General features: G+C 48.0%; 9 protein-coding genes. 2 read left to right on the top strand and 7 right to left on the bottom strand.

The window, feature by feature from the left end; genetic code table 11:
• Positions 1 to 41 precede the first annotated feature (41 nt).
• The 3 genes from NHN17_RS04460 to hinT form a co-directional block, all read right to left on the bottom strand.
• Entirely contained in the window at positions 42 to 428 is a 387-nt protein-coding gene (locus NHN17_RS04460; RefSeq protein WP_255040930.1) for a YcfL family putative periplasmic lipoprotein, read from the bottom strand.
• Complete coding sequence (locus NHN17_RS04465) at positions 428 to 1,813, bottom strand: COG3014 family protein (protein WP_255040931.1); 1,386 nt, start codon at positions 1,811 to 1,813, stop codon at positions 428 to 430. Before NHN17_RS04465 ends, NHN17_RS04460 begins: the two co-directional genes overlap by 1 nt.
• A gap of 299 nt (positions 1,814 to 2,112) precedes the next feature.
• On the bottom strand, positions 2,113 to 2,463 hold the full coding sequence (hinT, locus tag NHN17_RS04470) for a purine nucleoside phosphoramidase (RefSeq protein WP_107348449.1): 351 nt from the start codon (positions 2,461 to 2,463) through the stop codon (positions 2,113 to 2,115).
• Positions 2,464 to 2,906: 443 nt separating this feature from the next.
• Between hinT and NHN17_RS04475 the strand changes: the two genes are divergently transcribed.
• Together NHN17_RS04475 and pyrC are read left to right on the top strand one after the other, a co-directional pair.
• The gene (locus NHN17_RS04475; RefSeq protein ID WP_255040932.1) at positions 2,907 to 4,910 is read left to right on the top strand and encodes a methyl-accepting chemotaxis protein; all 2,004 of its coding nucleotides are present in this window, start codon (positions 2,907 to 2,909) and stop codon (positions 4,908 to 4,910) included.
• Between the two features lie 238 nt (positions 4,911 to 5,148).
• Positions 5,149 to 6,180 (top strand): dihydroorotase, encoded by a 1,032-nt coding sequence (gene pyrC / locus NHN17_RS04480; RefSeq protein WP_255040933.1) that lies wholly within the window; start codon positions 5,149 to 5,151, stop codon positions 6,178 to 6,180.
• 126 nt (positions 6,181 to 6,306) lie between these two features.
• Here the strand turns inward: pyrC and NHN17_RS04485 are convergent, their stop codons facing one another.
• From NHN17_RS04485 to NHN17_RS04500, 4 genes are all read right to left on the bottom strand, one after another.
• Positions 6,307 to 9,402 (bottom strand): efflux RND transporter permease subunit, encoded by a 3,096-nt coding sequence (locus tag NHN17_RS04485; protein ID WP_255040934.1) that lies wholly within the window; start codon positions 9,400 to 9,402, stop codon positions 6,307 to 6,309.
• A gap of 2 nt (positions 9,403 to 9,404) precedes the next feature.
• A complete protein-coding gene (locus NHN17_RS04490) occupies positions 9,405 to 10,487 on the bottom strand; it encodes an efflux RND transporter periplasmic adaptor subunit (protein ID WP_255040935.1) in 1,083 nt (360 codons plus the stop codon).
• A 1-nt stretch (position 10,488) separates the two neighbouring features.
• Positions 10,489 to 11,529: an efflux RND transporter periplasmic adaptor subunit gene (locus tag NHN17_RS04495; protein ID WP_255040936.1), complete on the bottom strand. Its 1,041-nt coding sequence runs from the start codon at positions 11,527 to 11,529 to the stop codon at positions 10,489 to 10,491.
• 462 nt (positions 11,530 to 11,991) lie between these two features.
• Entirely contained in the window at positions 11,992 to 13,500 is a 1,509-nt protein-coding gene (locus NHN17_RS04500) for a fumarate hydratase (RefSeq protein ID WP_255040937.1), read from the bottom strand.
• Between the last annotated feature and the right edge of the window lie 208 nt (positions 13,501 to 13,708).

Raw genomic sequence — 13,708 nt, forward strand, 5'->3', positions numbered from 1 at the left:
TTATCAGTCAAACAGCACTTACTACGGTGCTAATCCCAAAATTAATAGTCTGCTTTTCGGATATAAATCCGGTATTGCGTTGCCTGAGGATGTCTGGCAACCGCTTGTAATGTCATTGTATCTTTACCGTGCAGCACAACCTGGCGCCATGGAGTATCGCTACCGCTAACCTCAAGGCCCTGAGCGTCATACCAATAAAAGCGGTATTGCAGGTTGAGATCAGAATCAATCTGGCTGGTCACCGGCACCCCTGCCTTCATCAGTCCGTTGACGTCAGAAATCCTGGCTTGTTCAATCGATAGGCGACTGGCCAAGTGAGAGTTGCCAATCACCACGCTTTGGTTACTGCTTTCAATGCTGATCCCGGAGGTTGTCGTGGAACAAGCGGCTAAGCCCAAAACCATCCCTAATACAAGTAATATTCTCATTAGTTATTCCCCAATAAGACTGACCAACCGGTCAGCTGATTTCCCTGGCGTGACACCCAAACCATGGTTGTTCTGCCTGCTTTTACATCAACATCTATCTGATGGCCATTCCAAGCAAGAGCATACTGCCCTGCCGCGATATCTTGCTGAGCAATTGCTACCGAGGCCGGCAAACTTTGCCAACTTCTAGTATCTGGCTGTTCAGTTAGGGTATTGAAAATATTGGTCAACACGTTGCCGATATCATCCCCTTTCCTCGCCGCAGTTTTGCGCACTTCGTTCTTGGCTGCGACTCGCAAAGCCTGTCGGAGCACAATCACGGGTAGATCTTCCTGTAAGCTGTAACGTGCCATCCCATCGACATTGGCGACGGTGCTGTCAACCAGCGGTTTGCCGTTGAGTTGCAATGGCGAATAAACTTTTTTGGACGGGTTTCCATAATAAGGCAACGCCAGATTGTAAATGACACCATCACCTCGGCTGTCTGTCAGCCAAATAGGCAAACGCCAGCCGTCTTTTGCCGATACCACACCTTGTTCGTCAAACACGACCACCCTGCCAGTACTGGCAGAAGGTGCTTGATATATGCCATATCGCGCTTGCAAAGATGGTAGGTCCTGATCCATACGCATACGTGTTGCCAAACGCAGTACTGTTTCGGCAACAAACGGGTTGTTTGGTGCCACGGCCAGTGCCCGCTTATAGTCGATGTATGCACTGTTCAGATCACCGTCGGCTTCGTACAACACCCCTGAGAGAAAAAACAAGTAGCCGTTCTGAATGTTGCCTAACTGACTACCAACATCCGGGTACCGAGCCAAAACGGCTCCAAGGTTTTGCTCCATCCCTTTGCGGCGTGCTTCTTTCGCTGCTTTGTTGAGTTCAGCTTCCCGCAGTCTTTTGGCAGCTTCTTGTACCTGATTAGCCCGTCGTACTTCGACCAAAGCACCACCAAGATCACGTTGTTGCAGGTAATTAAGCGCCAAATATAAATGCAAAAAACCCAGCTCATAGTCCGCAGGCTGGTAGGTGATCATATTGTCGTTGGTCAGTAACGAGCCAACCTGATTGAACCCTTCCGATATCTGGATACTGGCCTGGCGTTGCTGCTCTTTTACCGCATTGTCAGCAGACTGAAGTGCACCATAGCTTTGCGGATACTGGCCAGCGACAAAACCGACCCGCCCTTTTTCCATTCCATCAAGGATTTCACCTGCAGGCGCATCAGGCAATACGTCCAACGCTTGCTGGTACAAGCCCTGCTGCATTGCCTGATGGGTCTTGCTGTTTGCCGCACTATAATGACTAAATAAGCTCTGGGTCGACAGGTTCGCACAAGCGACCAACCCCAAAGACAGTACCGCAACAACGGCATGTTTCAACATCTTATAACTAACCCTAATAAAAAGCCTGAGTGCCCTTACCACCGGCAAAATCGCCGTAATACCAATCTGGATAAGTCGTTGATCAAGTATTTGCACTGGAAAAATCGTTGTTATCAAGGCAGATATTGCAGTCACTAGTGGCTCTAATTACAAAATATCTAACGCAGAGAACAGCGATTTTAACCAGCAAGACTGATCAAATATGTATGTGGGTTGGTATAAATACACGCACTCAGACTTCAACTTGGAACAGAAGTTCACGCGTCCTCAGTTAGCCCGCTGGCTAACCAAGTCTTGTGTTAACCCACAAGCATTGGCCCTAGCGGGCGACCGCCCAACAGGTGCATATGAATATGGTAAACCTCTTGGCCGCCATGTGGATTACAGTTCATGATCAAACGGTAACCGTCTTCAGCAATACCTTCCTGCTCTGCCAATTTACGGGCAACGGTAAACAGGCGCCCCATCATCAACTCGTCTTCTGCTTCCACATCATTGACGGTCGGTAGCAATTTATTAGGGATGATCAGTATGTGGCTTGGTGCACGCGGGTTAATATCGCGAAAAGCTGTCACTAAATCGTCCTGATACACAACATCAGCTGGGATTTCCTTGCGAATAATCTTACTGAAAATGGTCTCTTCAGCCATGTCTTGCTCCATATATCGTTATCGAATCTACACTTGCAGTATGCTCGACTAGATAAACAAGAGCAATATTGAACGTTGTTTTTAATCTTTTTTCCAGTGATTTTTTTCTATCCGTCACATTCACTTACTCCAAACACCTTTCGTCGTCCATCGAACGTAGCCTTGAACAAATACCAACAGGCTAGATAACAAAGTTATTTTTTGATGCAGCGGTCAAAGAATGTAAGAAGCGAAATCATTTACTATTTGGCACGAACATCAAGAACCATATCAAGGATTTATTACTCAACAGAGTCAATTTTGACGCATTTTAGGCTGCTTTTTTGCTTCCGAAAATTTAAGCGTCACATTTTGTACGAAGACCAAAACCATAACTCTAACTTCGTATTACATTGCCATAAGTAAGATCGGCTGTCGCTTGCTTGTATTTTTTTAGGGATATTATGAAGACAACGAAACAGACCTCCGTCATTCGACGTATGTATACCGGTATCGCCGTCATGGTCATGCTTTTTGCTGCCACACTGGTAATGATGCTCGACGGCACCAGTCGGATCCATCAACAACTCCAAATCGTCACCAACCAATCTTTACCCTTGGTATCATTGTCAAACCAAGTCAGTGTCAGGCTTTTAGCTGCCGATAAAATCTACAAGGATTATCTCACCAGCCAAGATCTGGCGCGAATGGATACTTATGCAAACCAATTCGGCCACGCTCACCAACAATTTCTCGATGCCTTTGAACAGCTCGAAAGTGCCGCGCAGGATAATATGGCTCTCAGCAGCCAGCTTGAAGCACTTATCGCGCTGGAAAATCGTTACTTTCGCGAAGCTCATACTGCGATGGACAATTACCGGACCCAACTGATTGCCCAAGCAGAGCGCCAGCAATCAGCCCGACGCTTCCAGCAGCTGCACGGTAGTCTCAATAGCAGGATGAAAGATTATGTTGACGATCAAGAAAGCATTTCGGTCAAAATGATCGCCAAGAACTATTTTGTCAAACTGCAGGAAACCGAAGTCGTCACTTCAGATGCACTGGCAACAGAAGATATAGATATCATTGATAAAGCGATGAAAAGTAACAGGCGTAATATCAATCACCTCAATAATGCCTACCGCTCACTGCTGGCAATGATGCCTGAGCTCAAACCGATATTTGATAAGCCAATAACTCAGTACACCCAGGATATTGGCCAATCCGGCGGTGTGCTTGATACACACTTCCAGTATATCGAAGCACGCAACCGCCTCTATGAGAATATTGCCATCCTTGCGAATGAAATAGACCAAGCGATGGAGTTGCTTGGTAGTTTCAGTGCTCAGGCGAGTACCCAAATGGATACCGCTATCACCAATGCAGACAGGACCTACAGTCAAGGTTACCGCAATGCGACCTTACTTGGGGTTGGTACCACCCTGTTTGCCCTGTTCATCGGATGGTATCTCGCACAAAGCGTTCGCAAACCGCTGAATGCAACATTATCGACCCTTGAAGCATTAGCAAAAGGTGATATGACCAAACGCAGCCAAGTGAACCAATTCGTTGAGTTCAGCAAACTGGGTAACTACATCAATACACTTGCCGACAACCTGCAAGAGATCCTCGGCAAGCTCAGCCAGGCTTCCAGTGATCTCACGGCTGTCGCTGAAGAAAACCAATCTACAACCACCAAGGCCAAGAATCGACTGCTTGAGCAACGCCAGCAGACGGCCTCTGTCGCCACTGCGATGACCGAGATGGAGCAGTCTGTCGCTGACGTTTCCCACAGCGCGCAGATCACCATGGAGCGCGTCCACGAGGTTGAGAAAGCATCAAGCACCGGCCGCGAAGTCATGAGCCGCAATATCAACACAACCCACCAGCTCTCTACGCGTTTGGATAAATCGGTTCACGCCGTCTCAGATCTACAGGTGATGAGCAGCAATATCGGCTCGATCCTCGATGTGATCCGTAATATCGCCGATCAAACCAATCTGCTAGCACTCAATGCCGCCATTGAAGCGGCACGAGCTGGTGAGCAAGGTCGAGGTTTTGCCGTGGTCGCTGACGAGGTGCGGGTACTGGCCAAGCGGACAACCGACTCAACATCAGAAATCGAGCAGATGATCCAGCGTCTACAGTCCAGCTCGGGACAAGCTGTCGAAGTCATGCAGAGCTGTGTCAGTGAAATGGATAACAGCATTACCCAAGCGTCAGATGCCAATAGCGCGATGGAAGAGATCCAAGCGATTATTCTCGAAATCAGCCAGATGAGCACCCAAATCGCCCAAGCAGCTGAAGAGCAGCACAGTACGACAGGGTCTATTGCCCGCTCATTGGAAGATATCAGCCATATAGCCGATTCAAACTACCGCTCCATGGAGGATGTTGCTGAAGCCAGTGGCAAGCTTGATCACCTAGCTCACCAGCAAAATGACCTAGTTCACCGTTTCAAGCTCTAGCATTTGCTTCTTAACTCAATAAAAAGCCCCCAATAATGGTTGTCCAACTATTGGGGGGCAGTTCAATCCCGCTGGCTTTTGATTCATCTGTATAGTCAAAAAAAACCGTTGAATTAACTATAGTAAGCAATCGTTTGCTCTTTTCTGCGTCAATTAATTCAATAGTTTGAAGATGCCGCTTTACAAGCTCCAGCTGAGGTTTTAGAATCGGTCGATTTTTTTTGGGAGGGAAGCAACAATGACGACTATTACGATTACACGTCCTGATGACTGGCACCTACATTTGCGGGATGGCGACGTGCTTAATGACACTGTTCGCGATACCAGCCGCTATATGGGTCGAGCCATCATCATGCCAAACTTGGTTCCGCCGGTAACCGATACTGAAGCAGCTCTTGCTTACCGAGATCGTATCCTTGCCGAAAAGCCTCAAGGCAATTTCTCTCCTCTCATGACCCTCTACCTCACCGACAACACCACGCCAGACGAAATTCGCAAAGCCAAAGCAACCGGACATATCTATGCCGCCAAGCTTTACCCTGCAGGTGCAACCACTAACTCCGATTCGGGTGTCACATCCATCGACAAATTAATACCGACGCTCGAAGCAATGCAGGAAGAAGGCATGCTTCTGCTGATCCACGGTGAAGTAACCACTCACGATGTCGATATCTTCGACCGCGAGAAGCAATTCCTCGATACAGTGCTGGGCCCTATCGTTAAACAGATGCCAAACCTAAAAATCGTGGTTGAACATATCACCACCAAAGATGCGGTAGAGTTTGTTAACAATGCAGGCCCTAATGTGGCTGCCACCATCACGGCACACCACCTGATGTTCAACCGTAACCATATGCTAGTCGGCGGGATCCGCCCGCACTTTTACTGCCTACCAATCCTTAAGCGCAATATCCATCAGCAGGCGCTGGTAGAAGCAGCCACTAGCGGTAGCCCGAAGTTCTTCCTAGGTACTGACTCGGCACCACACGCCCAAGAGCGCAAAGAATCGGCTTGTGGCTGTGCTGGCTCTTACACGGCGCATGCTGCCATCGAGTTATACACCGAAGTCTTCGAACAAGCAGGCGCATTAGACAAGCTGGAAGCATTTGCCAGCTTCAACGGTCCGGATTTCTATGGTCTTCCTCGCAACGCCGATACCATCACACTGACCAAAGAAAACTGGGCTGTACCTGAGACCATGTCTTTTGGTAACGATGTCGTGGTACCGATTCGCGCTGGCGAAGAAATGACGTGGACAGTAACGGCTTAACCTGCAGTCAGACAAAATAAGACAAGCAGGCTGTCGAAGACTCTTCAGCAAACAATCTGCTAAACAACAAAGGGGCGCATATTGCGCCCCTTTTGTTCATTCAACCTAGCTAAATCCTAATTGGATTTAGCTAGGTACTGGCTCCGGCGCTGCAGGGCTGGTACCCGGCAACGGCAAATGGTGGAACAGGCGATAAAGCACAGGCACCACGATTAGCGTCAGTACCGTAGCAAAGCCCAAGCCGAACATAATGGTCACCGCCATTGGTTTGAAAAACACATCCGGTAGCAATGGCACCATACCCAAAACGGTGGTAATGGCCGCCATGCACACCGGTCTGACACGACTCACAGCCGCATCTACAACCGCTCGGTATTTTTCCTTACCACTGGCTATCTCGATTTCGATTTGATCCAACAAGACGATTCCGTTTTTCACCAACATGCCTGATAAACTGAGGAAACCGAGCAAGGCCATAAAACCAAATGGTGTATTGAGCAACAGCAAGCCTGTCGTTACCCCAATGACTGCCAACGGTACTGTCGCCCAGACAATCAGGGCTTCCTTGACCTTGTTGAACAAGAAAATCGTGATCAAGAACATCACCAAATAGCCCATTGGCATGGTTTGGAACAGAGAGGCTTTCGCATCAGCCGATGACTCATACTCACCGCCCCACTCCAACGAATAACCTGGAGGATAATCCAACCCTTCAATCTTCGACTGGATGCGAGCCTGCACGGTTGCAGCAGTTTCGTCACCTAATGGATCAGGGTCAGCCATCACTGTAAGCATTCGCTTACGGTCTTTTCGTGCAATTAATGGGTCTTCCCAAATCACATTTGTGCCATTAATCACCTGCTGAAGAGGGATATATCCTTCCGTTGCCGGGCTCCAAATCTTCATCCCTTCAATAGTGCTGATATCCACTCGCTCTTCGTCAGGCAAACGAGCGACAATCGGCATCAAGTTCGTCCCGTCTCGGTAGATTCCGACAGTTAAACCAGAGAAGGACATCTGCAACAAATCATCGACATCTTTTTTGGTGATCCCGTAGCGACGGGCCTGACTTTCGTTAAAGATAGGTTCAATAACCTTATTACGCTCACGCCAGTCATGGCGGATATTAAATGCACCAGGATCAGCATTGAGAATATCCACAACCTGTTTGGCAAGGGTCCGTAGTACGGTAGGATCAGGTCCAACCAAGCGTGCCTCGATTTTCGAACCGGATGATGGGCCCAGCATGATCTGCTTGAGCTTATATTCAAGCTCAGGATGTTTCGTATCCAGCGTCTCCCCGATAGTCGCCATTACCGGCAACACATCTTCGAAGCTCTTAACCCGAATAACCAGCTCACCATAAGAAGAATAGCTCTTCTCTGGCGTATAAGTCAGCATGAAACGCTGTGAGCCCTTACCAGCACTGGTACTGACGTAATCGACCCGCTCATCCTGCGCCACAAAACCTTCCAGCTCTTTCAACGTCGCATTGGTAGCACGGATGTCAGTGCCTTCCGGTAACCAAACATCCACCATAAACATAGGTGTCGTCGATGACGGGAAAAAAGACTGCTTAAGCAAGGTAAAGCCATACAAACTCGCCCCTAGCATGGCAATCAGTACTATCACGGTCATCCACGCCCGGCGCATACAGAACTCAAGGAAGGTCTTATACCAAACAAAAAGCTTGCCGGCGTAAGGGTCGGCATCAGGGTCATCATTACCGGTCTTAACACTTTTGAAGAACAGGTCACTGAAAAACGGCGTCAGTGAGATTGCCGTAAACCAGCTCAGCATGAGTGAAACCAGCAAGACGGTAAACAACGTTCGACAGTACTCACCGGTTGAATCCTGAGATAAGCCAATCGGTGCAAACGCCATCACGGCAATCACCGTCGCGCCAAGCAGCGGCCATTTGGTTTGGGTCACTATATCTGAAGCCGCCTGCATCCGGGTTCGCCCCTTCTGCATGCCGATCAGCACCCCTTCGACCACCACTATCGCATTATCCACCAGCATACCCAGCGCAATAACCAGTGCCCCCAATGAGATCCGCTGCAAATCGATCGCCAGCCAACTCATAAAGACAAATGTGCCTAACACGGTCAGCAACAAGATCAAGCCAATCAACAGGCCAGAACGCAACCCCATAAAGAACAACAAGACAATGATTACAATCGCAACGGCTTGACCTAGGCTGATGACGAAGCCGCTGACCGATTTGTCGACCTCTGTCGGTTGACTGTACACCACCCCGATATCGATACCGACGGGCTGCTGCTCTTTGAGTTCACGTAGCCGTTGTTCAACCCGTTTTCCGACTTCAACAACATTGACCCCTTCAACAGCGGAAATCCCAACATGGAGTGCCTGCCGCCCGTTATAATTGATCAAGTTACTCGGGACATCTTGGAAATCCCGCTTTATTTCGGCGACATCTTTAAGGTAAATCAATCCTTCGGCGCCGCTATCTGTAATGATCAAATCACCCAGTTCATCGACATTCTGAAACTCACCGGTTGGATGGACGCGGATATATTCAGACCCGATACGCACCGCCCCTGCACTGGTGACAAGGTTCTGGGTCTCGAGCGTGCTGTAGATTGTTTGCGGCGAAATCCCCAAACTACTCAAGCGCTGCATCGATATTTCAATGAACACCTGTTCTTGCTGGGTACCGGTAACCGATACCTTACCGACACCATCCACCAGTTCAACTTCACGACGCAGATAATCAACATAATCGCTCAGCTCTTTGTAACTGTAGCCCTGACCTGTAACGGCCAGCAGCATACCGAACACATCGCCAAAATCATCCACCACCGAGGGCTCTTGCACGCCCGGCGGCAATGAAGGCTTGAGATCGTTGACCTTACGCCGCATTTCATCCCAGATTTGCGGAAGATCATCCGGTCCATAATTGTTTTTCATGGTGACGGTGATTTGAGAAAGCCCGCGGCTGGAAACCGAATTGACTTCATCAACATAGATCAGCTGCTGGATCTCCTTTTCTATCGGATAAGTCACCTCTTCTTCAACCTGCAGAGGTGTCGCCCCTGGGTAAGCTGTGATCACCATAGCATCTTTAATCGTAAATGCCGGGTCTTCCAAACGCCCCAGCCCGAAGAAGGCCATGGTCCCGCCAATCAGGAAAATCAGTGTCAGCATCCAGCTGATCACTTTGTTGCGAATAAAATAAGCTGCAATATCCTGTTTCATAATCAGCCTGCCTCCTTGTCTACTATGGTGACCGACTGGCCTTCACGTAATCTGTTTGCCCCTTCGACAACAATATGCTCGCCTGTCTCTAGTCCCTCCAACAGGCGAACACCTTCTGGCACCACCTTATCAGTAACAACTTTGCGTTTGGTCACTGTGTTATCGTCGTTAACAACCCAGACGAATTTATTGTCCATCGCCAAATCATCACCATCCTCATTAAAGATGGCTTCAAGCGGTATGACCGCTTCTCCCTTAGGGTAAACTTTTAACTTTTGGGCATCCGCTTTCACCTCAACAGCCATTCCATCAAGAATAAAGCGATCTTTAGGCATCGGCATAGATAACGTAACAAGGAATGAGCCCAAATCAGGATCAGGCTCGGTGGTGAACTCTTTCAAATAGGCTTTAAATTCAGAGCCATCTTCAAGCAAGATTGTCGCTCCCGGTTGAGACTCCTGAACTTCCACCGCCGTGCTTTGCGAATAAATCAGATCTGGTGCCTGAATGATGATATCGACCTTGTCAGCAAGGTGCAGGTTCATCACTAACTGGCCTATCTGTACACTCTCAAACTGTTCAACGGGCACCCGTGAGATCACTCCTGAAAAAGGCGCTTTAAGTTCAGTAAAACCGAGGTTGAGCTTGGCATAATCCAAATTGGCTTTGGCGATCCGGCGCTGTGCTTTTAACTCATCAAATTGCGATTGCGGCAAAAAGCCTTGCTTGACCAGTTTGGCCGAACGACGGTATTGGCTATCAGACACATTGAACTTGGCTTGGGCATCATCTACTTCTAGCTTGTAATCTGTCGGGTCAATGCGGGCCAATAACTGGCCTTTTTTAACCTGATCGCCGGGGCGTACCCCGATAAAGCTCACTTCGCCTTGTACCCTAAATGACAAGCTCGATTTATCTGCTGCTGCCGCTACTGCCGGAAAGATCAACTGAGGCGCCGACTGCGCCATGTGCACTTCAGCAATGGCTACGGGTGCAACAACGGTGCGAGGCTCTACGGCTGCCTTTTCACAACCAGTAACGAGTGTCACTCCCAGCACTAAAGGTATTAGCGTTAACATCTTCATCCTACAGTCCCCGCTCCTTGACCCACTTACGCACTTTTTGTCCCTCTTGCAGCTCCTGTACGCCAGATGTCGCAATCAAGTCACCGTCGTTCAAGCCACTTAAAACCCTTCTTCTATCATCAAGCTGGACTGGCACCTTAGAGACAATCCCTTGGTCATCAACATGCCAAACAAACGTGCTTTCGCCTTCGGTCAAAATCGCTCGAGAAGGAATTGAACCACTGGCATTTAGCGGAATAATCACACGTACATGCCCAGCCATACCGGGTAGCAAGTTGAAGCCTTGTGGACGTTCCATAAATAGGGTGACTTTATAACTTGAGGTTTTCTCATCGGCTTCGGTATCGATTTCCTTAAACTCTGCCGAAAAAGTCTGGTCGGGAATAGTATCGAAGGTTACGGTGGGATCCCGCTCAAAGTCAGAATGGTGCTGGAAACGGGCAAGCAACTGATCCGGTAACTGGAAAGTCACGTTAATCAAACCGGCACTTTGAATGTGCATCACTGGTTGCTTAGCCGTAATATATTCGTAGTTTTCCACCAAAGAAAGTGACAACGTTCCATCATATGGCGCAACCAAGCTAGCATAATTGAGATTGGCTTTGGCTTTGTCTAAATCGGCCTTAGCCTGATTTAATTCAGCTTCCGAGCGGTCGAAGTCCAGTTCCGATACCACATTGGTTTTGAGTAACTCTTTGTCTCGTTTGTATTGTACATAGGCCAATTCATAATCGGCCATTGCCTGTTCAAGCTTAAGGCTTAGTTCATCGGTATTAAGATGAGCGAGGACCTGTCCCCGCTTGACAACATCACCAGGCTTGCCGTTGACCTTGTCTAATTGTCCGGATACTCGAAAAGCCAGTACGGCTTTATCTCCCGCTTCTACAACCGCGGGGAATGTCCGAAAACTTTCAGTATTGCCTACTGATACAGCCTCAAGCTTGACAGGCCTAGAGTCGGGTTCAGGAATGACGACTTCTTTGTCCCCACATCCTTGTACCAATAATGCTAGCAAGGCCGGGGCCCACATCACGCGTCCCATAAAATCCTCTGTATTTCTTCATTATTGTTGTATTTATTTATGATGCTAATCACGCAAAGCGCTACCACATAACACCAAAATGCTTGTTAATACTATAGCCCACATATCGCTACAAAAATTAAACAAACATCAGAAAAACAACAAAAAAACAGCTTATTAAACAAAGCAACGAAACTAACAGAGCGTTAGACGACAACGAGAGGCAAAAAACGAAATCAGCAGAAGTCAGAAAAAATCAGGTTAAGAAATCTAAATACAAACGATTCGTTGATTTTTTGAAGCAGGCTTAATACCAATCTGGATAAGTAGTTGAACAGTATTTATGTCTGTTGGTATAGCTATTCATGTATGACTCAATAGTGGACGTCATACGAACCAATAACACGGATAACAAAAAAGGAGCCTTTCGGCTCCTTATTAAATAGATGAAAATACGTGTACTAACCTTCTAGGGTTAAACTATTAACTTTCAAACTCTGCAATTTTCACTTTCCAGGTATCTGGACCAGTTTGGTGAGCATTTACCCCTTCAGCATCAACCGCAACCGTGACAGGCATATCTACGACGTCAAATTCGTAAATCGCTTCCATACCCAAATCTTCAAATGCGACCACGCGCGCCTGTTTGATTGCTTTAGCCACTAGGTAAGCAGCACCACCAACAGCCATCAGGTAAACCGCCTTGTGCTTCTTGATCGATTCGATTGCAGCAGGACCACGCTCAGCTTTACCGATCATGCCGGTAAGACCGGCTTGCTCAAGCATCATATCGGTAAACTTATCCATACGTGTCGATGTCGTAGGACCAGCAGGGCCGACAACCTCATCACCAACTGCATCAACAGGACCGACGTAGTAGATAAAGCGATTGTTGAAATCAACCGGGAAATCTTCACCCTTGGCCAACATATCCTGGATGCGCTTGTGTGCCGCATCACGGCCGGTCAGGATTTTTCCTGATAGCAGTACGGTCTCGCCAGAGCGCCAATCTTGCACGTCTGCTTTAGTAATTTCATCAAGGTTAACACGGCGAACGTTGTCACCGACTTCCCATGTCACTTCAGGCCAATCTTCCAGCTTAGGTGGAGACAAATCAGCAGGACCCGTTCCATCTAACGTGAAGTGTACATGGCGAGTCGCCGCACAGTTAGGGATCATACAAACAGGTTTAGAGGCTGCATGTGTTGGCGCTGTTTTGATTTTGACATCCAACACAGTTGTTAGACCGCCAAGGCCCTGTGCACCAATACCCAGCTTATTCACTCGGTTGTAAATATCCAGACGCAGCTCTTCCTCTGCATTATGCGCACCACGCTCTTGCAGTTCGTGGATATCGATTGACTCCATTAGGGATTCTTTCGCCAATACCGCTGCTTTCTCAGCAGTACCACCGATACCAATACCCAGCATACCCGGAGGACACCAACCAGCTCCCATTAGAGGAACTGTTTTTTCAACCCACTCAGCCACATCATCTGACGGGTTTAACATCACCATCTTGGTTTTGTTTTCAGAGCCGCCCCCTTTGGCCGCGACTTGAATTTCAACTTTGTCGCCCGGAACCATATCAATATGCACAACAGCAGGCGCATTGTCTTTGGTGTTTTTTCGGCTACCGGCTGGATCGGCTACGACAGAGGCTCGTAGCGGATTTTCCGGATTGGTATACGCTTGGCGTACACCTTCATCAATCATTTCTTGTACAGTTAGATCGCTATCCCATTGTACATTCATACCAATTTTAACGAAGCAGGTCACAATACCGGTATCTTGACAGATTGGTCGGCGACCTTCAGCTGACATACGCGAGTTGATAAGGATCTGAGCAATCGCATCTTTCGCAGCTTGGCTCTGCTCTTTGTTATAAGCTTTTTCCAAAGCTTGAACAAAGTCGAGCGGATGGTAGTAAGAAATGTACTGCAGCGCATCGGCCACACTACTAATTACATCTTGTTTATGGATGACGGTCATATCTGCCCTCGTTGATTTTTTATCATTCCCTGGCGCCCGATTTTCTGCTTCCAGTGTAGGTTGTGATTCACATTCTCAGTAATGAAATGCAACCACACGGCCATGATCCTCATGGCATTTCTCCATTCAGCTTATTTAAGTGCTACTCACTAAAAATAATGCTTTCAGGACGTCCTTGGGCGTCGGATTAAATTCTGTGTTTATGATA

This window comes from Photobacterium pectinilyticum (genome assembly GCF_024357955.1).
GTDB classification, from domain to species: Bacteria; Pseudomonadota; Gammaproteobacteria; order Enterobacterales; family Vibrionaceae; genus Photobacterium; species Photobacterium pectinilyticum.

What these genes read in the sequence shown, in the direction of transcription:
- NHN17_RS04490 (WP_255040935.1), bottom strand. Translation starts at nt 10,487, where the DNA reads ATGAAGATGTTAACGCTAATACCTTTAGTGCTGGGAGTGACACTCGTT.
- NHN17_RS04485 (WP_255040934.1), bottom strand. Translation starts at nt 9,402, where the DNA reads ATGAAACAGGATATTGCAGCTTATTTTATTCGCAACAAAGTGATCAGC.
- NHN17_RS04460 (WP_255040930.1), bottom strand. Translation starts at nt 428, where the DNA reads ATGAGAATATTACTTGTATTAGGGATGGTTTTGGGCTTAGCCGCTTGT.
- NHN17_RS04475 (WP_255040932.1), top strand. Translation starts at nt 2,907, where the DNA reads ATGAAGACAACGAAACAGACCTCCGTCATTCGACGTATGTATACCGGT.
- NHN17_RS04495 (WP_255040936.1), bottom strand. Translation starts at nt 11,529, where the DNA reads ATGGGACGCGTGATGTGGGCCCCGGCCTTGCTAGCATTATTGGTACAA.
- NHN17_RS04465 (WP_255040931.1), bottom strand. Translation starts at nt 1,813, where the DNA reads ATGTTGAAACATGCCGTTGTTGCGGTACTGTCTTTGGGGTTGGTCGCT.
- pyrC (WP_255040933.1), top strand. Translation starts at nt 5,149, where the DNA reads ATGACGACTATTACGATTACACGTCCTGATGACTGGCACCTACATTTG.
- hinT (WP_107348449.1), bottom strand. Translation starts at nt 2,463, where the DNA reads ATGGCTGAAGAGACCATTTTCAGTAAGATTATTCGCAAGGAAATCCCA.
- NHN17_RS04500 (WP_255040937.1), bottom strand. Translation starts at nt 13,500, where the DNA reads ATGACCGTCATCCATAAACAAGATGTAATTAGTAGTGTGGCCGATGCG.